Genomic DNA, 23,132 nt, shown 5'->3' with positions numbered 1-23,132 from the left:
TGCTGTGTCATTGCGTGGTCGCCATCTGACCATGCTTTGAAACAAACCCAGCCGTAAATCGTGCCTCGAACGAGGCATGTCGAACGGTCGCCAAGAGCTCGTGAGGAACCTCGCATGAAAGATGTGATTCAGCGCCTTGATATTGGAACTTCCATTGGCTGCCGAGGGCGGTCATTGGTCCTGGCACTTGCGGCACTGGCCGCCTGCGGCGCAGTGCAGGCTGCGCAGAACGATGCTTCGCAATTGGGAACGAAACTGACGCCCTTGGGTGCTGAAGTTGCTGCGAGCGCCGATGGCGTGATTCCCGCCTGGGCGCCGCCTGGCAAGCAGGACACAGGCTGGAGTTATGGGCAGGTGCGGGGGCAGTCCTGGAGGTTCAAGGATGATCAGCCGCTCTATAGCATTACCGCAGCCAACGTAGCACAGTACGCCAAGCAGCTTTCTCCAGGCCAGTTGGAGCTGTTCAAGAAAATTCCCGATTTCCGGATGGATGTCTATCCGACCCGACGCACCTGCGGTGCACCGGACTTTGTCGTCGACAATACGCGCAAGAATGTCGGTTTCGCCACGCTCGACGCCGACGGGGTTGCGCTGCAGGACGCTCATGTTCCCGGCATTCCGTTTCCCATGCCGACCACAGGCGCCGAGGTCATGTGGAACATGAAGATGCGCTACCGCGGCATAGGCTTCGACATGTCCAAGACGGTGTCCGGCCTTTCTCCGCGTCCCGGTGGCGGGAGCTGGTTGCAGACCTCGACCGACTGGTTCATGTTCACGCCGTGGGGGCAGAAGGGCAGTGCGCTGTTCTCTTCGTTCGACCGACTCGAGGTGGCCACCTACTTCTCCTACAACGAGCCGGCTGCACTGGCTGGCCAGGCCGGGGTAGTCACGACCAAGGCCGGCGAGCAGGCGAGCACCTTCTACTACTTCCCTGGCCAGCGCCGGGTGCGTCGCATGCCGTCGTATTCCTATGACTCGCCGCAGATCGGCCTGGATAACCAGTACACCATCGACGAGTCGAACATCTTCTTCGGTCCGATGGATCGCTTTGACTGGAAGCTGGTCGGCAAGCAGGAGCTGCTGGTGCCCTACAACTCGTTCGGGGCGTATGACGCATCTGCCCGTATCGAGGATGTTGCGCAGCAGAACGCCTTTGCGCCGCAGTACCGCCGCTATGAGCTGCACCGGGTCTGGGTCGTCGAGGCGACCGTACGCCAGGGCATGCGCCACCAGGCGCCCAAGCGTGTGTTCTATATCGACGAGGACAGCTGGAACGGCCTGGTTGCGGTTGACTATGACAAGCAAGGGCAGATCTGGAAAGTCCGCGAGGGCTACCCCATCCCTGTCTACGAGACCGGCACCTGCGATATGGAAGCCCAGGTCCAGTACAACCTGGTAGACGGTCGCTACCTCTACGATATGACCTCCATTGGCGTCGGCAAGAAAGACCATCGCTGGCTCACCGAGGATGCCGGCAACCCCCGTCTGAAGCGTGACTTCTACACCTCGGACAACCTGCGTGCCATCAGCGAACGTTGAACTTCTCCACTTCGAGCGCCGCCATGAAAACAACAATCACAAAAGCATCAGGCCTTGCTATTGCGTGCATGACTCCCCTGGCAATGGGGTTCACTTTCGAGACCGAGACCGTCAGGGGCTCGTTCGATTCGACGATTTCCTACGGCATGGGTATTCGCACCGAGTCCCAGGCCTGCAACCTGATCAACCAGGGTACCAGTGGGCATCATCCGCCCAGCGGTTGCCTGGCACAGACCTCCGGAATTGGCGACCAAGGTGACCTCAACTACGACAAGGGCGACCTGTTCACCCATTATCTGAAAGGCACCCATGAACTGCTGTTAAAAATGCCGGAAGACTTCACCTTCATGGCTCGCGGCAGCTGGATCCGCGATTTCGCGGCCACTGATACCAGCGGCGCATTGTCGTTCTACACCCCTGATGGCGTGGGCAAGGACGGGCTGACCAGTGCCGCCCGCGATGACCTGGAGTTCAAGGCGCGCCTGCTCGACCTGTGGGTAAGCAAGGGCTTTGATGTCGGCGACCAGCGGGTCCGCGCCCGCCTGGGGAACCAGGTGATCAACTGGGGCGAGAGCCTATTCGTGCAAGGCGGTATCAACAACACCAACGCCTACGACATCCAGGCGCTCTCGCGCCCGGGCGTGCAACTGAAGGAAGCGGTGCTCCCGGCACCGATGCTGAGCCTGGCATCGGGTCTCGGTAGTGGGGTCAACATCGAGGCCTATTACCAGTTCGCCTGGAACAAGAGCGAGGTGCCACCGGTGGGCAGCTACTGGTCCTACACCACGGCGCTGGGTAGCGGGATGAAGACCTACGGGTTCGACGACAAGGACGCCCGCGACAGCGGGCAATGGGGCCTTTCGCTGCGTTGGCAGCCGCAGGACAGCGACCTGAACGTCGGCTTGTACGTGCTGCGCTACCACGACAAGCTGCCATCGCTGACGATGCGCCTGCTGGACACGGACACCTTCGCCTTGGCGCAGAAGTGGGAGTATCCGGAAGACCGCATGCTGTACGGCATCAGCGCGAACATGCCGATCGGCGATTGGGCGGTGGGTACCGAGCTATCCTACCGGCCCAAGGACGCAGTGCCGCTCAACCCGGTGCTGGATTTGTGCAGCAACAATGGCGGCAAGTGCTGGAAGGACGAGAAGAAGTTCCAGTGGCACCTCACCGGGCTTTACAGCATGACGCCGTCCAATTCGCCCACCCTGCTCGATTTCACCGGCGCCAGCACCGGCACGTTGCTGACCGAGCTGGTGGTCATCAAGTACCCGGGGCTGCACCGTAGCTATGACGGCGAGATTATTGCCGCCGGCGGCAATACCTGGCAGCTGGACCCTGCGACGGCGCCAAAGGCTCGGGGTGACAAGACCTCATCGGGGATCAACCTGGACTTCAGCCTCACCTACGACGGCACTTTGGTCCCAGGCTGGCAGGTGACGCCAGGGATCTTCTATTCACGCTCCCTCGGTGGACGAACGCCCAACCTCTCGGCGACCTTTACCGAAGATGCCAGCAGCATGAATCTCTACCTCAACTTCGTGCGTAACCCTGCCAGTTGGCAGGTGTCGTTCAACTACGCCAAGTTCATGGGAGGCGACACGCCCTATGACCAGCTGTTCCGTGATCGCGACTACGTAGGTGTCGTCGTTTCGCGCACTCTGTGAGGCCTGCCGTGAACATGTCTATCAAGATCAAAGAAACACCGCCGCGTGGCCTGCTGGCATGCGGCGAAGCCTGGTTGTTCGGGCATCGTGGCTGGGTGCTGGCGACGCTCGCGTCGTTCACCCTGGGTATGGCGTGGTTCGCCGTGCATCTGCGCATGGATGCAGGATTCGAGAAGCAGTTGCCGATTGGTCATGAATACGTGGAGACATTCAAGCAATACCGCGGCGACCTGCTCGGCGCGAACCGCCTGACCATTGTGGTCAGGGCGCGCAACGGCACCATCTGGAGCGAGGCGGGGTTACGCCGGTTGGCCGATGTGACCCAGGCAGTCACGTTCCTGCCCAGTGTTTCTCGCAGCAGTGTCCGCTCGCTCTGGACGCCGAACGCCTTCGTCAACGAAATCACGGAGGAGGGCTTTCGTGCCGACCCGTTGGTGCCGGGAACGGTGACCCCCGAGCGGCTGGATGCCACTATCATCGGGCGCATTGCTGATTCCACCGCTCAGGGCGGCTATATCGGCACCCTGGTTTCCAGGGACCAGACCAGTGCGATGATCACTGCCGAGCTCAACGAATACGATGTCCATGGGCAGCGCCTGGACTATGTGGCCTACAACCGTGTGCTGGAGCAGCAATTGCGACAGCCGTTCGAGGATGCCGACTTCGAGATCCAGCTGATCGGTTTCGCCAAGCAGATTGGCGATATCGCCGATGGCGCAGCAGCGGTGCTGGAGTTCTGCTTGCTGGCCTTGCTACTGACGGCGGCGGCGGTGTACTGGTACTGCCACTCGGTGCGCTTCACGTTGCTCGCGCTGGGTTGCTCGTTGACGTCGCTGGTCTGGCAATTCGGTAGCTTGCGCCTGTTGGGCTATGGCCTCGATCCGCTGGCGGTGCTGGTGCCGTTCCTGGTCTTCGCCATTGGCGTTTCCCACGGTGTACAGCAGATAAACTACATCGTCCGCGAGATCGCTGATGGCAAGCCTGCCGCGCAGGCTGCCCGCTCCAGCTTCCGCGGGCTGCTGATACCCGGCACTTTGGCGTTGGTTACCGCGTTGGTGTCCTTCGTCACCCTGCTGCTGATCCCCATCCCCATGGTCCGCGAACTGGCGATCACCGCCTCGCTTGGCGTCGCCTACAAGATTGTCACCAATCTGGTGATGCTGCCGTTGGTGGCTTCGATGCTGAAGGTCGATGCACGCTATGCCGCTGCCGAGGAAGTGTCGCGCCAACGGCGGTCGCGCTGGCTGGAAGACCTGGCGAGGCTGGCGGACTGGCGCAACGCCCGCTGGGTGCTGGTGGTTGCCGTGGCCGTATTCGTCATGGCCGTCTGGCAAAGCCACGACCGTGTGGTCGGCTCGCTTCAGGCAGGGGCGCCGGAGCTGCGGGAGGATTCACGCTTCAACCGCGATGCCGTGGCCATTGCCAGCAATTATGACATCGGCCTCGATTGGCTGAGCGTGGTCTTCGAGGTACGGCCAGGGCCGGATGGCAGTGCCAATGCTTGCGAGGATACCGCGCTGGGGCAATATCAGGACCGCTTCGTCTGGGCCATGGAAGGGGTACCTGGGGTGCTCTCAGTGGCGTCGTTCTCATCAGCGATGCGCCAGTTCAACGAGGGCTACAACGAAGGCAATCCGAAGATGAGCGCGGTGCCCATCGACCCGATGAACTATTCGTCTCTGGCCGCCGAGGTGGGGCGCTTGCCTGGCCTGATGCGCACCGATTGCAGCATGACCGCGGTGCACCTGTATCTGGCTGACCACAAAGCCACCACCATCTCCCGAGTAATCGATGCGGTGAAGGCGTTTCGCACTGCCTATCCGCAGCAGGGCATTGCAGTGCGCCTGGCGTCAGGCAATGCCGGGGTGATCGCGGCGATCAACGAGGAGGTCGAGAAGAGTGAAACGCCGATGCTGCTCTATGTCTATGCGGCGATCGCCTTGTTGGTGTTCATCGTCTACCGCGACCTCAGGGCAGTGCTGGTGTGCTGTTTGCCGCTGACCCTCGGCACCTTCATCGGTTACTGGTTCATGAAGGAGCTGCAGATCGGCCTGACCATCGCCACCCTGCCGGTGATGGTCCTGGCGGTGGGCATCGGTGTCGACTACGCGTTCTACATCTACAACCGCATCCAACTGCACCAGGCCCATGGCCAGTCCATCGCCACCGCGGTGGCCTGCGCCCTGCGCGAAGTCGGGATCGCGACCATCTTCACTGCGCTCACGCTCGCGGTTGGCGTTGCCACTTGGTCGTTCTCTGAGCTCAAGTTCCAGGCTGACATGGGCAAACTGCTGGCCTTTATGTTCATGGTCAACATGGTCATGGCCATGACGGTGCTGCCAGCGTTCGCCGTCTGGCTGGAACGGGTGTTCCCACGCAAGTGCCCGGTGCGCATGGTCGGCGCGCTGACCCATTGAGGAGAATGACATGCACTACCTGAAACGGGTCATGGGCATCGCCCTGTTAGCGGCCATGCCAATGGCCGCGCCTTGGGCCGCGGGGCTGCAAGCGGTGCCGGTGGCACCTGCCAGCAATGCCGCGCACGCCATGATGCTGGGCGCGGGCCAAGCGGGGGAGCGGGTGGTGGCCGTCGGTGACCATGGCATCGTGTTGCTTTCCGACGACCATGGGCGCAGCTACCGGCAGGCCCACGGCGTACCCTTGTCAAGCACGTTGACCAGTGTCAGCTTCGTCGATGCCAGTAACGGCTGGGCCGTTGGCCACTGGGGCGCGATCCTGGCCAGCGGTGATGGCGGAGAAACCTGGTCGGTGCAGCGCATCGACAGCGATGTCGACCGCCCGCTGTTCGCGGTGCATTTCTTTGATCGCCAACAAGGCGTGGCGGTAGGGTTGTGGTCGCTGATACTCACAACCGACGACGGCGGGGGCACATGGACCGAACGCACCTTGCAACCCCAGCCTGGTGCTAGTCGCGCCGACCTCAACCTGTTGAGCCTGTTCAGCGATGGGCAGGGGGCCGTCTATGCCACCGCCGAGCATGGCAAGTTGCTGCGCTCGGATGACCGGGGCAAGACCTGGCGTTACCTGGACACCGGCTACCAGGGCTCGCTGTGGAGTGGTGCCGTGCTGCCGGATGGGCGTCTGCTGGTAGGCGGGCAACGCGGTACCTTGTTGCGCGGTACGCCGGACGCACGTGCGTGGCAGCGCATACCGCTGAACAGCCGTAGCTCGATTACCACCATACAGGCAGAGGGCAAACACATACTGGCGGCAGGCCTTGATGGCCTACTGGTGGACAGCCAGGACGGCGGCGCTACCTTCGACGAGAGGCGCAGCGGCGATGGCGTTTCGCTGACCGCTGCACTCATGCAGGGTGACGGCCAGCCGTTACTGTTTTCCCGCCATGGCGTGAGCGCGCCGCCTTCAGATCAAAAACCTCGCTGAGCCTGCCCGGTCGCACCGTCCTCAAGGGTGCGGCCGCGCTTATCCAAGCCTGCAGATCCGCTTCCATAGCTGACGATGGATGCATTTAAAAAACAACATAACAGTTGTTGCGTTAAATCTGGCACAGCAGTAGAGTCTGACTAAACAACAATTTTCGGAGGCAAACGATGTCCGAGCCCCGCAGCAATGTTGACAAGTTTCGCCTTCTCGGCGGGTGGGTCGAACAACCGGACGACCTGCAGCCGAAGCTCGAGGAGGACATCAATGCCGATGTGATCATCATCGGCGCGGGTTTCGCCGGGCTGTCCACTGCCCTGGAACTCACCGCGCTCGGCGCCAGCGTGGTAGTCCTCGAGCAGGCATTTGCAGGGTTCGGCGCCAGCGGTCGCAATGCCGGCTACCTTGCCGGCAGTATGGGTGTCGAGTTCGAACTGTTCCACAAGCGCCTCGGCGTGGATCAGGCGAGGAAGGTCGTGTCCTTCTATGATGAAGGCGTGGCTTACGTGGAACGACGGCTGGGTGAGCTGGCTATTGATTGCGATTACCTCCCCAGCGGTGTTATCCGTGCGGTGATCCATCCCTCCCAGGAAAAAAGGCTGCGCCACAGCATGGCGCTGGGCCAGGAGCTGGGTTCGGTCACACGGTTCGTGGATCAAGACGAAATGCGCGCTCGTGGTATCCCGCCTGCGTTCCTTTTCGGTTGTATTCAGCACGGTGGCACGCTCGATCCCGGCAAATATGTGATGGGCTTGCGCCGAGCGGCGCTGCAGGCCGGTGTGCGCTTGTTCGAACAGACCAAGCTGCTGTCTTACAGTGACGGCCCAACCATCACCTGCCGAACCGAGAAAGGCTCGGCGAGCGCGCCAATCATGGTCCTGGCCACCAATGCCTACACCCCGCAACTGGGTTTGCTGCGCGACAAGATCACGCCGCTGCGGGTCTCGGCCATCGAGACGCAGCCGCTGTCCGCTGCACAACTGAAATCCCTGGGTTGGCAGGGGCGCGAAGGCATCGTGACTCCTCATTGGACCATGGAGAGTCACCGCCTGACCGCGCGCAACACCCTCCTGATAACCACCAAACAATTGGGCTACGCCTATGGCTCGAAGACCCCGAACGAACCGGATCGGGCGGCCTACGCCGCTTTGAGGCAAGCCCTGGATGACCGTTTCCCGTCATTGCGCGACGTGACGATCGACAAGTGCTGGAGCGGCTATATCAGCCTGGCTTACGACGCCTTGCCGGTGGTGGGCGAAACCGGGCCGCACAACAATATCTATTACACGGCGGGTTGCTCGGGACATGGCGTTGGCACCCAATCGCTGATCGGCTTCCTGCTGGCGGAACGCATTGGGGGCATCGAGCAACCCTTGCTCACCGCGCTGCGCCACAAGAGCCCCTCGACGCTTCCCGAACCTCTGCAGTGGTGCGCGGTGAAGGCCGCTCTGGCGGGTGTAAACCTGCTCGACAACGCCCTGAACCGCCGGGCGCGAGCGTAGCAACTGTGCCAAGGCGCCGTCCCCTCGCGGCGCCAGGCTGATCTATCTGTCCACCCGGGAGATGCAATGAACAACTATACGAATGAGGCCGTGCGTTTCACCGCGTGGGTTTCGATCATCGGCGGACTTTTCGCCTACCTCAATGTCGGTTTCATGCTCATGGTCACCCAGGGCGACATGGCCGTGACATTGCAGGGAGCGACCATGCTTACCCTGCCGGCTGAAGCCAGGCAGTACTTCAGGTTGTCGATGCTCGCCGACATCCTGGGGTTCTATCTGCCACTGTTGGTTCTGGGGGCGTATTTCTGGCGTGAATTTCGCGATGAGGCCGGGGTGCTCGGGGACATGGCCCTGCTGGCTATCGCTACCTATGTGGTGCTCGGCGTGACAGGTGCAAGTCTGCAACTTTCGGTGCTCAACCCGCTGGCCCAATTGCACTTGACGGGCAGCGAGGCCCTGCGAGCTGGCGCCGAGGCAGCATGGACGACTATTGCAGTGGCTAGCCAGCGCGGGCTGTGGTGGTGCGAAGGCCCCGTGGTCCTATTTTGGGGAATCGTCGTGGGACGGTATCTGAAGAATGCCGGATGGGGGAGCTCGGTCCTGCTGCCGCTGAAGGTGGTGGGCTGGTGCTTCGGCTTGTATTTCATTTCCGGCTTTTTTGCATCCCTGGATCTGTTGACCAATGCCTTGCTGGTGCTCGTGGTACTGATCTTCCCGTTCTGGATGGTGTTGTTCGGGGTGCAGTTGCGACGCCGCGCACTGCGCCTGCCACTGGGCGCCTGAACGATAACGCTCCATCCCTTGCTTGTTGGACCTGAAGCGCCACGCAGTGGCGCAGCACAATCGAATAACAATAGCGTGAGGCTCCTTTTATGGCTGAAAAGCCTACCTCCAATTCATTGGATCTCAAGCGCCGGCAGTTGCTGAAGTTCGCTGGCGCCACCGCGGCCGTTAGTGGCCTCGGCCTGCATGCCGGCCTGGCCAGCGCTGCCGAGCCTCTGGCGGCGGCGCATGGCGACGATGAGGGCATTCTGGATGTCGCCATCATTGGCGCCGGCATGGCTGGACTCACGGCGGCCCGCGACCTGCTGAATGCTGGGTGCCGCTCATTCCAGGTGCTGGAAGCCCGTGAGCGGGTCGGCGGCCGGGTGCTCAATTACGACCTGGGCTCGGGCTACATCTCCGAGGTGGGGGGGCAGTGGATCGGGCCAGGGCAGACGGCGGTCGCCGACCTGGCCCGTGAGCTTCAGGTAGACACGTTCCCCACCTACTACCAAGGGAAGACCGTGGTTCTTGGGGGGGAAGGGCGGCTGGAGATCGACTTGCAAGGCACCTTCGGCACTGATGAACGTATCGGCGCCAAGCTCAGCGAGCTCTCCAGATTGGTACCGTCCGGTAAGCCATGGACTTCCTCCAAGGTCGACGAACTGGACAAGCTCTCGGCAGGCGACTGGCTCGCGCAACAAGATATCAAGCCTGAGGACAGGTCTGGCTGGGATACCAGCTTGATGCTCACCTGTGGTGTGGCCCCGGCCAAGATGAGTCTGCTGCACTTTCTGTCGATGATCAATTCGGCAAGCTGCGACTACATGAAGTTGGACTCGATCAAGGACAGCGCCCAGGGCACGCGCTTCGTGGGCGGTTCGCAGATACTGTGCACCCGCATCGCCGAGCAGTTGGGCGACCGTCTGCGTCTAGCCTGCCCGGTGCGTGCGATCAGCGAGTGGGACCGTGACATCGTCACGCTGCACACTGACCAAGGGTTGATACGCGCCCGCCGGGTCATCGTCGCGATCCATCCGGCCCTGTGCAACCAGGTACGCTTCGAACCCGCGCTGCCGGAAGGGCGAGCGGCGCTGCAGCGCGCCTGGCCGGCACACAGCCCGGCGCGCAAGACAGCGATGGTTTACAAGCGGCCGTTCTGGCGAGAGAAGGGCTTGAACGGCCATACGATGCAGGTCAAGGGACCACTGCTATGGGCCTGGGACAACTCCCCACCCAACGGCGAAATCGGTGTAATCAACGCCTTCGTCGTCAATGCAATGCTGCCCTCCGATCACCAGGCTGCGCAGCAGGCACTGATCGAAATCTACGCCCGTTCCTTGGGCGATGAAGCCTTGCAGCCGGTCGCCTACCACGATCATGACTGGGGGCTGGCAGATCCCTGGAGCCTCACCTGCGTGTCGGCGATTCCGCCTGGTTTCTGGAGCGAGCATGGCGAATCGTTGCGTCCGCCGTGCGGCAACCTCATCTGGTCGGGCACTGAAACTGCCGATATCTGGGCCGGATACATGGATGGCGCCGTGCGCTCAGGTCATCAAAGTGCGCTGCAGGCGCTAGCCTCGCTACGTCGGGCATAGGGGACAGTGATGAAAAAAAAATTGTTGTGGGGTACGGCAGTGTTGCTGGTCGCCCTGCTGGCCTTGTTCGGCCGTGACCTGCTGGGCTTCTACCACCTCGTCACCTATATCGACAGCACTACCCAGGCCTATGAAGCGGACGGGCCCTGGCCCCAGACGACCGATGCCTGCTACGGCTGCCATGGGCAGCGCGGAAGCTCGCAGCACCAGCGTTATCCCAGTCTGGCAGGGCAGCCCGCCGATTACCTGAAGGCGCAGTTGCACGGCTTTGCCAATGGCATCCGCCATTTCCCGAACATGCAGCCACTGGCAATGAGCCTGGGTGACGCTGAAATCGACAAGCTGGCCAACTATTACGCTCGCCAGACGCCCATGGATAACCACACGTTCCAGCCTGATCCTGGTTTGCGCCAGCAAGGCGAAAAACTGGTCAAGGCGGGCGGGTGTGCTGCCTGCCATGGCGAAAAGCTGATGGGCCAGGGCGCATTCCCGCGTCTGGCTGGCCAAGGTGCCGACTTCCTGCTGGTACAGCTGGACGCCTTTGCCCAGGGCAGCCGGGTCGATCCAACCGGTTCGATGAAGGCGGTTACCCAGACCCTCTCAGCGCAAGACCGCAAGGCGCTGGCGCATTACCTTGCCGCCTTGTCGGCCACCTCGAAGTAAAGCCTTCATACCTACAAGAAAGAGACCTGAGCTATGGAAACCAAAGATGTTCTTGCGTTGCTCACTTGCGTCCTCCTGGTGCTTTCCGGAAGCACCTACGGCATCAAGTTCCTGCGCAGAGGCAACTTCCTGCTGGGCCTGGAATGGTTGATCGTCGCATTTTCCGGCACCAACTTCCTGATCTACCTGCTGACCCAGTCGCAAATCGCCTACGGTATTTCGTATTTCTGCGATGCGTTTTCCCGCGGCTTCGGCATCCCGATAGTCACGGTGCTTGGCCTGATGGCCGTCACCCATGGCTTCCGGCCTTCGGCGGGCAAGGACGCTTTGATATTCGCTATCACTTTTGTCTGCACGTTCGTGATGATCAAGGCTGATTTCATGATCAAGCCGCTTCCCTACTTCTACGTCATCATGTGGGCTGGCTATACGGTCTATCTGGCGTACTTCATCAGCCGCCTGACGATGGTCGGCGAGTACTTGCATGCATTCGGGGTCACGCTAGCGGCGATGCTGGGGCTGCTGGTGGCCTGCATCTATGATTTCTACCCCATACCCGGGGATGACACGAAGGCCGTGTTCATGTCGATAGCGCTCGCCAGTTGGTCGTTCATGATGATCCAGTTGTACTACGCGTACTTCGCTCTTGAACGGACAAAACACCAGGCGGTTCCAGTGCGCTGACGCGCTCTGCTTTCCATGTTGAGGCCGTTTGCGCGACCGCAGTTGCAGTCGTTGCGATCCAGAGAGAACCACCAGGAGTACTTACACAATGTCGATCGAGCAAGTCGCCCCGGCAGTAGAGCGGATGCGTGAGATTTTTGCGCTTCAGCGCCAGGCATTCGCCGAGGAACGCTATCCATCCTATGAAACCCGACGGGCTAACCTACTGGCGCTCAAGGCGCTGGTGCTGGAGAACGCCGAACGGATCGCAGCCGCCATATCCAACGATTTCGGCCACCGGTCGGAACACGAAACCAAGATGCTCGATATCTTCGGCCTGGTCAGCGAAATCAACCACGCCGTACGTTGCCTGAAGCGTTGGATGAAACCGCGTAAGCGCGGTGTCGGGATCTGGTTCAAGCCTGCGCGCGCTGCAGTGCTGGCCCAGCCGCTCGGGGTTATCGGTATCGCCGCGCCGTGGAACTACCCGCTTTACTTGACGTTGGGCCCGCTATGCGGCGCCCTGGCTGCCGGTAACCGGGCCATGATCAAGGTGGCCAGCGACTCCAGCCACTATGGACGGTTGCTCGCCGAGTTGCTGGGCAAGCGTTTCAATCAGGACCTGGTGGCGGTGATACAGCCAGGTGCCGGTGTCAACGACGGTTTCTCCCGACTACCCTTCGATCACCTGATCTTCACCGGCTCGCCTGCGGTCGGCCGGCAGATCATGCGCAATTGCAGCGAGAATCTTACGCCTGTGACCCTGGAGCTCGGCGGCAAGTCGCCCACTGTCGTCGCCCCGGGTTACCCATTGAAGCAGGCTGCCGAGAGCGTTCTTTGGGGCAAATGCCTGAATGCCGGACAGACATGCGTCGCGCCTGACTACCTGTTCTTGCCTGCCGGCTCCGAGGAGCAATTCCTGGAGCATGCCAGGGCGGCGGTGTCCCGAAATTACCCACAGCCGTTGGCTGACAACCCTGACTACACCTGCATGATCAATGCGCGCCAGCTGGCGCGGGTTGAGGCGTTACTAGCGGACGCTCGGGACAAGGGCGCGCGCGTGGTCGCGCTGGCGGATGTCGATGGCGCGCGCCGGGCGGGCAAGCTGACACCGCACTTGGTGTTCGATGTGCGCGACGACATGCTGATCATGCAGGAGGAGATCTTCGGGCCCGTGTTGCCGGTACTGGCTTATCGCAAGCTCGAGGACGCGATCAGCTACATAAACGCCCATGAACGGCCCTTGGCGCTCTACCTGTTCGACGAAGACGCCGGCCGTGTCGAGACGGTGCTGCGCCAGACATTGTCCGGAGGCGTTTCGGTCAACAGCGTGATGCTCCATGTGCTGCAGGAAAACCTGCCGTTCGGCGGTGTGGGCAATTCAGGGCTCGGCCACTATCACGCCGAGGAAGGGTTCCAGGCGTTCAGCAAGATGCGGCCGGTTTTCTACCAGGCGAAATTCAATGGCAGCTTCTTGCTCAAACCTCCTTATGGCCGCCTCACCCAGGGCCTTCTGCGCCTGATGCTGCGTTGAGCATGGTTTGCTGAGCAGGGCTGACGAGGCTATATCGAGTTGACGCTACGATCGTCATGCCCTTTTTAGCGCCCTTCGGGGCGCTTTTTTTTTATGAGAGCAGGTGAGATGACCGGCAGGAGAGGGTAAGAGGAGGGGAAGACTTGGAAACCGGAAAACCGCCCCTACCTGGCACAATACAGGGCGGTTTCTCGCAGGAGCGTGTCAGGCGTGGGCAATCCACTCCGCGGCGCGTTCGGCGATCATGATCGCGGCCGCGTTTGTATTGCCTCCGACCAATGTCGGCATGATCGAGGCATCGACGACGCGCAGCCCATCGATACCATGTACACGTAGCTGGCCATCTACCACGGCCATCTCGTCCTGCCCCATCTTGCAGGTGCCGATCGGGTGGTAGATGGTGTCGGTGCGTTTGCGCAGCAACTCGATCAACTGTTCGTCGTTGTGCAGGCCGGCGCTGTATATATCCCTGAGTCCGAAGCTGGCCATGGGCGTCTGGGCAACGATGTCACGGGTGATGCGATAGCCTTTGAGCAAGGTTGTGACATCGTCGTCGTGGGCGAGGAAGTTGGGATCGATACGCGGCGCCTTGCGCGGGTCTGGCGAGGCCAGGCCGACACTGCCGATGCTCTTGGGGCGCAGTACGCATACATGGCAACTGAACCCATGGCCCCAGTGAAGCTTGCGGTTATGGTCATCCACTGTTCCGATCACCGAGTGCAGCTGGATGTCTGGGCGCTCCAGGCCTGGATCGGTCTTGAGAAACGCGCCGGCTTCGGCGCAGTTGCTCGCGACCGGGCCATTGCGATGGCGCGCATAGTGGAACATGGCCTTGCCCATCTTCACGCTGCCACTCAGGGAGAAGCCCAGCAGCGAGGTGTCGTTGCTCTTGTAGCACAGCACCACGTCGGCGTGGTCCCGCAGGTTCTGGCCAACGCCCGGGAGCTCATGGCGCAGGGCGATGCCTTGGGGCTCGAGCTCGGCTGACGAACCGATGCCTGAGAGCATCAGCAAGTGTGGGCTGCCAAAGGCGCCTGCTGACACTATGACTTCCTTGCGCGCCCTCAGGTGCACGCGCGAGCCTTTGATCAACGCCTGTACCCCGGTCGCCTGTTTGCCCCGCAGAACGATACTTTCAACATGGGTATGGGTAAGTACGGTAAGGTTGCTGCGATGACGGACCGGCTTGAGGAAAGCCGTCGCGGTGCTCCAGCGACGGCCGTCGCGAATGGTCACATCGTAGTAGCCGGCACCTTCCTGAGTAGCGCCATTGAAGTCCGGGTTATAGCGGTGCCCGGCACGCAGCGCGGATTCCACGAAGGCTTCGCTGGCCGCGTGGCGATTGGCCGGGCTGACGTAGAGCTCGCCGTCGCCGCCGTGATACTCGCTGCTGCCGCCGTGGTGCATTTCGCTCTTGCGAAAGTACGGCAGAACATCGTCGAAGCCCCAGCCTTCGTTGCCCAGCGCCTGCCAGTCGTTGAAATCATCATGATGGCCGCGAATATAGATCATGCCGTTGATCGAGCTGCTGCCGCCGAGCACCTTGCCCCGTGGCTGGTAGCCGACCCGCCCGCCCAGACCCGGCTGAGGGATGGTCTTGAATGCCCAGTTGACATGGCGCGTCGGTAAGATGGCAGCCAGGCCCAGCGGAGTATGGATAAGCGGTGATCGATCTTCCGGACCCGCTTCGAGCAGGCATACGGTGACGCTGGGATCGGCACTGAGGCGATTGGCAAGGACACAGCCGGCAGAGCCGGCACCCACGATCAGATAATCGAATTCCATGTTGTTGTTCTCGAGGGAATTATCGGGAGTCTGGGAGGAGCAGGTTTGAGCTAGCCATCCCAATTCGTATGGACATTGACGAAGTCCAGGATATGGCGCTGTGCCTGTCGGGCCTGGGGAAGCGCCGCGATCATCTGGAACACGTGCGGTAGCTGTTGCCAGATTTCCAGGCGAACCGGCACGCCGGCCGCCGCCGCGCTGGCCGCAGCGCGGACTGAGTCGTCCAGCAACATTTCGCTGCTGCCCACTTGCAGCAGCAACGGTGGCAAGCCGGCGAAGGAGCCGAACAAGGGCGACACTTCAGGCGACGTGTGCTTTTCGGCGGATGCATAGAAGCCGCGGATAGCGATCGCGAAAGGCAGGGTAAAGATCGGGTCGCAACGGGCATTGCCTAGCACGCTTGCACCACTGAGTGTGAAATCGAGGAACGGTGACAGCAGCACGGCGCAGCTTGGCAGTTGCGCTCCCTCATCCCTGAGCCGTTGCAACAGCGCAAGTGCAAGGTTACCGCCGGCGGAGTCGCCAGCGATCACGATGTGTTCGGCCCGGGTCCCTTGTTCGAGCAGCCAGCGGTAGGCAGCATGGGCTTGGTCAAGCGCCGTGGGGAAGGGGTATTCGGGCGCGAGGCTGTAGTCCACCATCAGCGCCCTGGCTTTGAGCGGTCTGCACCAGTTCGCTACCATCGCGGCATAAATTTGCGGCGTGTAGGCCACGAAGGCGCCACCGTGGATGTACAGCAACACGCGCTCTTGCCTGCAACTGGCCGGCGACAGCCAGTGTGCAGGGGTGCCGTTGCACGAGACTCTCGTGCGAAGCACGTCCGTTGGTAGCGCTTGGCCCTGGCGATCCAGATGCGTGAACTGCTTGCGCAGGCGCTGAATATCGATACCCATGCCGTGGCGGGACTTCACCGACAGGCGCAGCAGCAGGTTGAGCAGCATGCGCTTCCAGCGTCCTTCGCTCGGGTCGATGACACGGGCATCGGCCCGACCTCTGGCCGGGGCGTTCATAACGCCACCTCGCACGGTGGCGAGCCCGGCCATCGGTAGTCACGCAGATCATGGCGCAACTGGAGCTTGCTGACCTTGCCGGTAGCCGTGTGCGGCAGAACTTCGACGAACACGACGTCGTCAGGGGTACAGAAGCGTGCGACCTTGCCGGCATAGAGTGCGAGAATCGCCTCACGGGTCGGTGCTTCTCCGGGTTTGACGGTCACTACCAACAGCGGGCGTTCGTCCCATTTCGGATGGGCAATCCCCAGCGCGGCCGCTTCAGCGACGGCCGGGTGGCTCATGGCGATATTCTCCAGCTCGATGGAACTGATCCATTCGCCCCCCGACTTGATGACATCCTTGGCCCGGTCGGTGATCTGCATGAAGCCATCCTGGTCAAGACTGGAGACGTCGCCGGTCGGGAACCAGCCGTTCACCAGCGGGGATTCATCGCTGCGGTAGTAGCGATCGATCACCCAGTGACCACGCACGAGCAGCGCCCCCGAGGTCTTGCCGTCACGCGCCACCTCGTTGCCGCTATCGTCCACGGTTTTCAGGTCAATGCCGAATGGTGGCCGGCCTTGCTTGATGCTGATGGCGAAACGCGCCTCTTCGTTCAGGCCCAGGTGCGACGCTTTCTGGGTATTCACGGTGCCCATCGGTGACATTTCAGTCATGCCCCAGGCGTGCTGGATCCGTATACCGAACTCCTGTTCGAAGCTGCGCATCAGTGCAGGCGGACAGGCGGCACCACCGACCACAAGGCGCTGCAGGTTGGGCAGGCGCTTGCCAGTCTGCTGCATGTATTGCTGAAGGCTCAGCCACACGGTAGGAACGCCGGCCGAGAAAGTGACACCTTCCTGTTCGAACAGCCTGAAGACACTTTCACCGTCCAGGCCTGCACCGGGCAGCACCAGCTTGGCGCCTACCAGGGCCGCCGAGTACGGCAACCCCCAGGCATTGACATGGAACATCGGCACGATCGGTGCGACGATCTCGCGGGCCGACAGCGAGAGCGAGTCGGGCAGGGAACTGGACAGCGCGTGCAGTAGCGTGGCGCGGTGGGAGTAGAGCACCCCCTTGGGGTTGCCGGTGGTTCCGGAGGTGTAGCACAGCGCCGCTGCCGCATGCTCGTCGATGGTCGGCCAGTCGAACGTCGCGGGTTCGCCAGCCAGCAGCGTCTCGTAGCACAGCAAGCGGTTCTCGTCCGCGGTTGGCATCTGTGCCGCGTCCGACAAGGCGACCCAATGCTTCACGCTTGGGCACTGCGCCGCGATTTCGGCGACCAGCGGGGCGAAGCTTTCGTCGAAGCAGACCACCTTGTCCTCGGCGTGCCTGATGATCCACGCGACCTGCTCTGGGAAGAGCCGTGGGTTGATGGTGTGGGTGACGCCCCCCATGCCCGAGATCGCATAGTAGAGCTCGAAATGACGGTAGCCATTCCAGGCCAGGGTACCCACCCGGTCGCCAGGTTTGACGCCCAGGCGGGTCAGGGCGGCGGCCGCTTGCCTGGCACGCTGATGAGCGTCGGCATAGGTGTAGCGGTGCAAGGCGCCGCCAGGGAGGCAGGAAACGATTTCAGTATCGCCGTGATACCGCTGCGCATGCTCCAGCAGTGAAGGGATGGTCAGCGGGAGCGTCATCATTTGACCTAGCATGATATTCAGCCTTTTATCTTTCTTGTTTTTCACGCACCGGCGGCGAGGCCGTGGACGTGGTGGTTCAACCGGTGACCTTGGAGGGCCGCGGGGTGAGTGCTTGCTGCTGGGCGCGCTGGAACTCCAGGTGGTGGTCTTCGATCGGGTCCTTGAGCAACATTTTCTTGTCGCGCCCGTAGTGCATGAAGACGAACCAGGGATGTGAACGACCCTGCCGAGGCAGGAAGTGCTGGTCACGCTGGATATAGCCGGACTTCATCGAGTTCAGGATCCCGTCGCTCAATGCGTTGTTGGCGTTGTCGTAAGGGGTCACGACATCCAGGTTGCGCTGCTCCATGTAGCGGAACAGGCGGCACAGGTAAGTGGCGGCCAGGCCAACCTTCAGCGTCCACGACACGTTGGTGTAGCCGAAGATCCAGGCCATGTTCGGCAGGTTTTCCAGCAGCACACCTTTGTAGGTCATCTGCTCGCCGATCGGGTACGGCGTGCCGTCGACCGAGACGGTCATGCCCCCCAGTAACTGCAAGCGCAGCCCGGTGGCAGTGATGATGATGTCGGCTGGCAGTTCCTTGCCTGACTTCAGGCGAATGCCGTGCTCGGTGAAACGCTCGATATGGTCCGTCTCCACCGACGCCTGGCCGTTGCGAATGGCCTTGAACAGGTCGCCGTCGGGTACTGCGCACAGGCGCTCATCCCAAGGCATGTAAGTCGGGGTGAAGTGGCGCATGTCGGCATTCGGGCCTACCTGCCGGCGCACATGCCCCAGGATGACCCTGCGCATCAGGCGTGGCCATTGCCGGCAGGCGATGTAAACGGCGCGGTATAGCATGATGTTGCGTTTGCGTGCCAGGCCGAGCGCCCAGCTTGCGGGCATGATGCGGGAGAGCACGGCCGTGAGCTTATCGGTCGAAGGCAACGAGTAGATGTACGAAGGGGAGCGTTGCAGCATGGTGATATGGCGGGTCTTGTCGGCCATCGCCGGAATCAGCGTGGCAGCGGTGGCGCCGCTGCCAATGACCACGACATTCTTGTCGCGATAGTCCAGGTCCTCAGGCCAATGCTGGGGATGGATCCGCACACCTTTGAAGTCGTTCTCCCCCGGGAAGGCGGGCAGGAAACCTTCGTCGTGGTTGTAGTAGCCGGTACAGCAGAGAAGAAATCGGCAGGTGTAGTGGCGGATATCCCCGCTGGCTTCCTGCCGTGCCGTCAACTGCCACAGACGCTGCTGGCTGCACCAGTTCGCGCTGAGGGTCTTGAGGCCGTAGTGGATCTTATCGGCGAGGCCGTACTGCTTTGCCGTATCCTGGATGTAGCGCCGGATCGAGGCGCCATCGGCTAGCACCTTGGGGCTGTCCCACAGACGGAACTTGTAGCCGTAACTCAGCATGTCCGAGTCGGAGCGGATGCCTGGATAACGGAACAAGTCCCAGGTTCCGCCCATGCACTCACGCCGTTCCAGAATGGCGAGATTGCGGTTGGGAAACTCGTCCATCAGGTGGCAAGCCGTGCCGATACCGGACAGGCCGGCACCGATGATCAAGGTATCGAAGTGAAGGTTGCTCATGGAATCTCCGCGCCTACGGGGTGTGACCAACGGGTTGTTTGAACGATGGGCATCAGCGAGCACGCGATCACGCGGCGGTCGTTAGGCAGCCGTGAGACGGCGGTGCTGAGGTCCGGAGGAGCGTGGCCGGCAGCGGAGGGTGCAATGGAGTCGTGCATGCGATGAGCTCCGGTGATTGTTGTTGTTTTACAGCAATGTAATCTGCTATCGACTTTAACGCAACGACCGTTATGTTTAAATGTGAAGCCTTTTGACAGCCGGGCAAAGCCCGCTTGATCCAACCACGGGAAATGGGGCGGAGGCTGTGCATTCGCCCTTCGACGGATCAGCGCTCGGCGGGGGTGAGATCGGCGAGGTAGTGCGCCAGCGCTTGCACTTCGGCTGGAGAAAGCAGGCTCGCGGTTGCGTTCATGGCGCCACTTGGGTCCGTTCGCGTGCCCTGCTTGAACGCCAGGAGTTGGCTTCGCAGGTAGGCTTTTCCCTGGCCCGCGAGGCGTGGGCCAGCGGCTCCCCCCATGAAATCGCTGCCGTGACAGGCGCTACAGCCCCGTGCTGCGGCACTCGCCTGGCCTGTGGCCGACAACTGCTCATTCGCCGTTGGGTTGTCGGTGCTGTGCAGCGTTTGCCGGGAAAAATACTGCGCCAGTGACACGATCTGCTCTTCGGTCAATGATGCGGCCAGCGGCTCCATTTGCGCACTGTGCCGTTTGCCCTCGGCAAATGCCTGAAGTTGTGCCTGCAAATAATTGGCCTGTTGCCCGGCGAGGGATGGGTACTGCTCGTTCTGCGACTGCCCGGAGGAACCATGGCAGGCGCTGCAGGTATCCTGGGGCTGCGGCCAGGTTCCGACGTTGGCGTCGTAGCGGGTGTAGTGTCTGTCCAAAGCATTCATGAATCGATAGCCCGCCAGCAGTTGCGGGCCCGTAATGACTGCAACTAGCACAAGCCCGGCAACGCCGACCGCAACACCTATCGACAAGGCGCGTTTCATCATGCGTTCCTCCGATTGGCAACCAGCGCTTGCAGTGCTTCCAGGGCGGCCCGGTGGCCGGAGCGCACTGCCCCGTCCATGCTGCTGGCCCAGATGTCAGCGGTCTCGGTGCCCGACCAAATCAGTCGACCAACGGCAGGTTTCAGGTAGCGGCCCCAGCGGGTGAGAAAGCCGGGAGGGATGGCGCCGACGCAGGTCAAGGTCCAGGTATCGATCTTGGCCCAGTCGTGATCGTGATACTGCCTGAACTGCAATGCTTCATCACCCAAGGCTCGGGCATAAATGTCGGCAAGCGTCTGGCTTGCCCGTTCGGCATCATGTGTCAGTTGGGCGCTGCGTACGAACGCCGAAAGGATGCCGACGCTGCCATCGGCGGGCGAGTTGTCGCATGAGAAGATCAAGGGCCCATCGGCTTGGCTGATCTGCCCATTGAGGCCTTTGTCTCGCCAGAATGGCCGATCATAGACATGTACCGTCTTGCGCATCGGTGCATGGGCGGGCCAAAGCCGCTGCAGTTGCGCGCGCCCCTCGGGCAAAGGCGGCTCGAAGATGATCTGGTGGCATAGGGCGGGATGAAGCGCAACGATCACCTGTCGGGCGCGGACCACCCCCCGGTCTGTGTAGATCTCGACGATATCGCTGTCCCAGTTGACAATCTTGCGTACCGGGCTGGACAGCCTTATGCGATCGCCCAACGATTCAGCCATTCGCGTGCTCAACACTTGGGAACCGCCCATGAAGCGGGTCTCCTGGGCACCGCCATTGAAGCCTTCCAGCTTTTCCATGCTGCAGTCGGCGGAATTGATCAGCGAAAGGTAGTGGAGCAGGGCCAGGCTGGCTGGCGGCGTACCGGTGGTCAGGCCTATGGAGGTGTCGAAGTTGAACCGGCTGGCATTGTCGATGCCTTGATTCGTGAGCCATTGGGCTACCGATAGCTTGTCGATTTCAGGCGCATCCGTTGCATTCCAGGGTTCCTTGCTCGGGACCTGTCGCGAGAGTTGATTGAGCTTTGCAGTGACAGGGTTACCGTGGGCGGCGCTGAGGTCTTCTTCGTAGCGGGCATCGCCTGTCAGATAAACATTGCGGCCCTGGTAGTAGCTCGGGAAAGTCTCCACTTCCAGCTCGCGCGCCAGGTCGAAGATGGCCGTCTGCCCGGGGCCTGCCCATTGCCCTCCGGCCTCCGCGATCAGGCCGTCGCCGAGCGGATGGTTGACGGTTCGGCCGCCAACTCGATCCCGAGCCTCCAGTACGGCGAATGAGGTGCAGCCAGCGCGATCCAGATCTCTGGCCGCAGTGAGGCCGGCAAGCCCGGCGCCGATCACGACCACATCCAGCACATCTTGCGAGGAGGGCTCTATTGTCTGGGCCAGCACTCGCCCGGCGAGTCCCGTACCTCCTACCAGCGCCACGCCAGCGAGCGCCTGCACAAGCACGCGCCGGCGGCATGCCGGCGAAGCCATATCTTCACTGTTCATTTTTGCCTCGGTACGCTATTGTTTTATTTAGATAACCGTAGTTATGTAAAATAGCGTAAGGCGATCCTCGTGCAAAGGGGCAACAGGCGTCCAATCATCGCTTCAGGCCAAAAAATACGACGCCGCACGCTACTCGCTCTATATTTAATATCTGGTGTTATCTAAAATCTGCTGCAAACAACCCAAGGAGCTACCCATGAACATGCTGAAAGTGATAGCTGTTGCATCGATCATCTGCGCGCCAGGTGTGTACGCCGGGGATAAGATCGATGCCGACCATTGCACGGCCAAGATCAACCAGCTCGACTCGATCGAGCGTTCCGAGGGGGCTGGACTTCACGGTGGGGTGGCCACGGACATTCGCAAACTGATTGCGCAGGCCAAGGAGGCTCGGGAAAAAGGTGATGGGAAAGGCTGCCTGACTGCGGCCAACAAGGCTCTGAGCCTGTACAAGACCGCTTCCAAGTAGAAGGTCCTAACGCCCAGGCCCGGTCTAGGGTTGCACGGGCCGGACGACTTCTCGTCCGGCCCCATGGAATAAGCTAAAGATCAGGTTCGATTACTTGTTCTTGCGCGCGCCACTGCCCTTCGCAGGTGGCGAAATCAATTTGATAAGTGCATCGAGCAGGGCATTCCCCCGTTCAGCGCTAAAGCGCTCGGGCTCGATCGGCATCATCATCAGCCAGCCGTCACAGATGGTGCTGATTTGGTCGGCCAGCACATCGGGCGGTATGTCGTCGCGAACTTTGCCCTGGCGCTGTTCTGCTTCAATCACTCTGGTAAACACTTGGCGGAACCTGGCATACCGCTGTTTGATGACATGCGCGAACGCCGGCTCATGTCGGGCATGAGTCAGCAGTTGCAACCAGGAAAGCCAGAGCGTCGACTCGCCGTCGTTGACCCACTCCATCCACTGCCGGAGCAACGAGGGAATACTCATCTCCGACGGGTTCGCTGCCAGCATTGTGTCGACCTGGTCGAACAAGCTCTGGGCGACCTCAGTGATCATCTCTTCCTTGTTGGCGAAGTAATAGGTTACTGCGCCTGTGGTGCAACCTGCGTGTTTTGCGACATTGCGCATCGACGCCCCGGCGTAGCCATCACGCGCGATCACGGTAATGGCTGCCTCCAGCAGCTCTGCGCGCTTGGCGTCGCGGTCGCCCACCGGCCGTCCCCTGCGCGCCGCATTGCGAGGGGTATTTGTACCGGCAGAAGTGGCGGCGGTTGTGGAAGGGGATTTGGAATCAGGCATGGGCTCTCAGGATTTCAGGATGAAAACGTTTCTGGACCAGGTGGCTGGCTTCTACGGTTGCCTCAGCATAGAGAAATCGAGC

General features: G+C 61.4%; 18 protein-coding genes. 11 read left to right on the top strand and 7 right to left on the bottom strand.

Translation table 11 applies throughout. From position 1 onward, the window contains the following. Window positions 1-114 precede the first annotated feature (114 nt). The 10 genes from AC1MHZ_RS20460 to AC1MHZ_RS20415 all read left to right on the top strand — a co-directional run bounded on the left by AC1MHZ_RS20460 (window position 115) and on the right by AC1MHZ_RS20415 (window position 13,333). Window positions 115-1,539, top strand: a complete 1,425-nt coding sequence (locus AC1MHZ_RS20460; protein WP_482966841.1) for a DUF1329 domain-containing protein — start codon at window positions 115-117, stop codon at window positions 1,537-1,539. A gap of 23 nt (window positions 1,540-1,562) precedes the next feature. Beyond that, entirely contained in the window at window positions 1,563-3,209 is a 1,647-nt protein-coding gene (locus AC1MHZ_RS20455) for a DUF1302 domain-containing protein (RefSeq protein WP_324815994.1), read from the top strand. 14 nt (window positions 3,210-3,223) lie between these two features. Further along, complete coding sequence (locus AC1MHZ_RS20450; protein ID WP_324815991.1) at window positions 3,224-5,626, top strand: efflux RND transporter permease subunit; 2,403 nt, start codon at window positions 3,224-3,226, stop codon at window positions 5,624-5,626. 10 nt (window positions 5,627-5,636) lie between these two features. Then, window positions 5,637-6,614 (top strand): WD40/YVTN/BNR-like repeat-containing protein, encoded by a 978-nt coding sequence (locus AC1MHZ_RS20445; protein ID WP_084857568.1) that lies wholly within the window; start codon window positions 5,637-5,639, stop codon window positions 6,612-6,614. A gap of 167 nt (window positions 6,615-6,781) precedes the next feature. Then, window positions 6,782-8,113 (top strand): NAD(P)/FAD-dependent oxidoreductase, encoded by a 1,332-nt coding sequence (locus tag AC1MHZ_RS20440; protein ID WP_084857570.1) that lies wholly within the window; start codon window positions 6,782-6,784, stop codon window positions 8,111-8,113. Between the two features lie 66 nt (window positions 8,114-8,179). Beyond that, window positions 8,180-8,896, top strand: a complete 717-nt coding sequence (locus AC1MHZ_RS20435) for a hypothetical protein (RefSeq protein WP_482966840.1) — start codon at window positions 8,180-8,182, stop codon at window positions 8,894-8,896. Between the two features lie 89 nt (window positions 8,897-8,985). Then, window positions 8,986-10,473, top strand: coding sequence for a flavin monoamine oxidase family protein (locus tag AC1MHZ_RS20430; protein ID WP_368829407.1), 1,488 nt, complete (start codon window positions 8,986-8,988; stop codon window positions 10,471-10,473). A 9-nt stretch (window positions 10,474-10,482) separates the two neighbouring features. Continuing rightward, a complete protein-coding gene (locus AC1MHZ_RS20425; RefSeq protein WP_482966839.1) occupies window positions 10,483-11,136 on the top strand; it encodes a c-type cytochrome in 654 nt (217 codons plus the stop codon). A gap of 33 nt (window positions 11,137-11,169) precedes the next feature. Continuing rightward, window positions 11,170-11,820 (top strand): hypothetical protein, encoded by a 651-nt coding sequence (locus AC1MHZ_RS20420; RefSeq protein ID WP_482966838.1) that lies wholly within the window; start codon window positions 11,170-11,172, stop codon window positions 11,818-11,820. 88 nt (window positions 11,821-11,908) lie between these two features. Beyond that, entirely contained in the window at window positions 11,909-13,333 is a 1,425-nt protein-coding gene (locus AC1MHZ_RS20415) for a coniferyl aldehyde dehydrogenase (protein ID WP_465002154.1), read from the top strand. 204 nt (window positions 13,334-13,537) lie between these two features. Here AC1MHZ_RS20415 and AC1MHZ_RS20410 read toward each other — a convergent pair whose 3' ends face one another. The 6 genes from AC1MHZ_RS20410 to AC1MHZ_RS20385 all read right to left on the bottom strand — a co-directional run bounded on the left by AC1MHZ_RS20410 (window position 13,538) and on the right by AC1MHZ_RS20385 (window position 21,798). After that, the gene (locus AC1MHZ_RS20410) at window positions 13,538-15,118 is read right to left on the bottom strand and encodes a GMC family oxidoreductase (protein WP_482966837.1); all 1,581 of its coding nucleotides are present in this window, start codon (window positions 15,116-15,118) and stop codon (window positions 13,538-13,540) included. Between the two features lie 50 nt (window positions 15,119-15,168). After that, a complete protein-coding gene (locus AC1MHZ_RS20405) occupies window positions 15,169-16,059 on the bottom strand; it encodes an alpha/beta hydrolase (RefSeq protein ID WP_253249346.1) in 891 nt (296 codons plus the stop codon). A 65-nt stretch (window positions 16,060-16,124) separates the two neighbouring features. Next, on the bottom strand, window positions 16,125-17,768 hold the full coding sequence (locus tag AC1MHZ_RS20400; RefSeq protein ID WP_216356239.1) for a 3-(methylthio)propionyl-CoA ligase: 1,644 nt from the start codon (window positions 17,766-17,768) through the stop codon (window positions 16,125-16,127). 64 nt (window positions 17,769-17,832) lie between these two features. Beyond that, window positions 17,833-19,332 (bottom strand): flavin-containing monooxygenase, encoded by a 1,500-nt coding sequence (locus AC1MHZ_RS20395; protein ID WP_084857585.1) that lies wholly within the window; start codon window positions 19,330-19,332, stop codon window positions 17,833-17,835. Between the two features lie 325 nt (window positions 19,333-19,657). Then, entirely contained in the window at window positions 19,658-20,326 is a 669-nt protein-coding gene (locus AC1MHZ_RS20390; RefSeq protein ID WP_253249347.1) for a c-type cytochrome, read from the bottom strand. Continuing rightward, window positions 20,323-21,798 (bottom strand): flavin monoamine oxidase family protein, encoded by a 1,476-nt coding sequence (locus AC1MHZ_RS20385; RefSeq protein ID WP_084857588.1) that lies wholly within the window; start codon window positions 21,796-21,798, stop codon window positions 20,323-20,325. The genes AC1MHZ_RS20390 and AC1MHZ_RS20385 overlap by 4 nt, the downstream gene beginning before the upstream one ends. 196 nt (window positions 21,799-21,994) lie before the next feature. Between AC1MHZ_RS20385 and AC1MHZ_RS20380 the strand changes: the two genes are divergently transcribed. Then, window positions 21,995-22,267 (top strand): hypothetical protein, encoded by a 273-nt coding sequence (locus AC1MHZ_RS20380; RefSeq protein ID WP_084857590.1) that lies wholly within the window; start codon window positions 21,995-21,997, stop codon window positions 22,265-22,267. 90 nt (window positions 22,268-22,357) lie between these two features. Here AC1MHZ_RS20380 and AC1MHZ_RS20375 read toward each other — a convergent pair whose 3' ends face one another. Beyond that, window positions 22,358-23,050, bottom strand: a complete 693-nt coding sequence (locus tag AC1MHZ_RS20375; protein WP_324815102.1) for a TetR/AcrR family transcriptional regulator — start codon at window positions 23,048-23,050, stop codon at window positions 22,358-22,360. Between the last annotated feature and the right edge of the window lie 82 nt (window positions 23,051-23,132).

It is taken from the genome of Pseudomonas sp. FA-1, assembly GCF_056856075.1.
Note: the sequence above shows the minus strand (reverse complement) of the source record. Positions and strands in the feature narration are given on the sequence as shown.

Coding starts and splice junctions, on each gene's coding strand:
- AC1MHZ_RS20400 (WP_216356239.1), bottom strand. CDS start 17,768: ATGCTAGGTCAAATGATGACGCTCCCGCTGACCATCCCTTCACTGCTG.
- AC1MHZ_RS20390 (WP_253249347.1), bottom strand. CDS start 20,326: ATGATGAAACGCGCCTTGTCGATAGGTGTTGCGGTCGGCGTTGCCGGG.
- AC1MHZ_RS20410 (WP_482966837.1), bottom strand. CDS start 15,118: ATGGAATTCGATTATCTGATCGTGGGTGCCGGCTCTGCCGGCTGTGTC.
- AC1MHZ_RS20405 (WP_253249346.1), bottom strand. CDS start 16,059: ATGCTGCTCAACCTGCTGCTGCGCCTGTCGGTGAAGTCCCGCCACGGC.
- AC1MHZ_RS20395 (WP_084857585.1), bottom strand. CDS start 19,332: ATGAGCAACCTTCACTTCGATACCTTGATCATCGGTGCCGGCCTGTCC.
- AC1MHZ_RS20425 (WP_482966839.1), top strand. CDS start 10,483: ATGAAAAAAAAATTGTTGTGGGGTACGGCAGTGTTGCTGGTCGCCCTG.
- AC1MHZ_RS20445 (WP_084857568.1), top strand. CDS start 5,637: ATGCACTACCTGAAACGGGTCATGGGCATCGCCCTGTTAGCGGCCATG.
- AC1MHZ_RS20385 (WP_084857588.1), bottom strand. CDS start 21,798: ATGAACAGTGAAGATATGGCTTCGCCGGCATGCCGCCGGCGCGTGCTT.
- AC1MHZ_RS20380 (WP_084857590.1), top strand. CDS start 21,995: ATGAACATGCTGAAAGTGATAGCTGTTGCATCGATCATCTGCGCGCCA.
- AC1MHZ_RS20415 (WP_465002154.1), top strand. CDS start 11,909: ATGTCGATCGAGCAAGTCGCCCCGGCAGTAGAGCGGATGCGTGAGATT.
- AC1MHZ_RS20375 (WP_324815102.1), bottom strand. CDS start 23,050: ATGCCTGATTCCAAATCCCCTTCCACAACCGCCGCCACTTCTGCCGGT.
- AC1MHZ_RS20420 (WP_482966838.1), top strand. CDS start 11,170: ATGGAAACCAAAGATGTTCTTGCGTTGCTCACTTGCGTCCTCCTGGTG.
- AC1MHZ_RS20435 (WP_482966840.1), top strand. CDS start 8,180: ATGAACAACTATACGAATGAGGCCGTGCGTTTCACCGCGTGGGTTTCG.
- AC1MHZ_RS20460 (WP_482966841.1), top strand. CDS start 115: ATGAAAGATGTGATTCAGCGCCTTGATATTGGAACTTCCATTGGCTGC.
- AC1MHZ_RS20450 (WP_324815991.1), top strand. CDS start 3,224: ATGTCTATCAAGATCAAAGAAACACCGCCGCGTGGCCTGCTGGCATGC.
- AC1MHZ_RS20455 (WP_324815994.1), top strand. CDS start 1,563: ATGAAAACAACAATCACAAAAGCATCAGGCCTTGCTATTGCGTGCATG.
- AC1MHZ_RS20430 (WP_368829407.1), top strand. CDS start 8,986: ATGGCTGAAAAGCCTACCTCCAATTCATTGGATCTCAAGCGCCGGCAG.
- AC1MHZ_RS20440 (WP_084857570.1), top strand. CDS start 6,782: ATGTCCGAGCCCCGCAGCAATGTTGACAAGTTTCGCCTTCTCGGCGGG.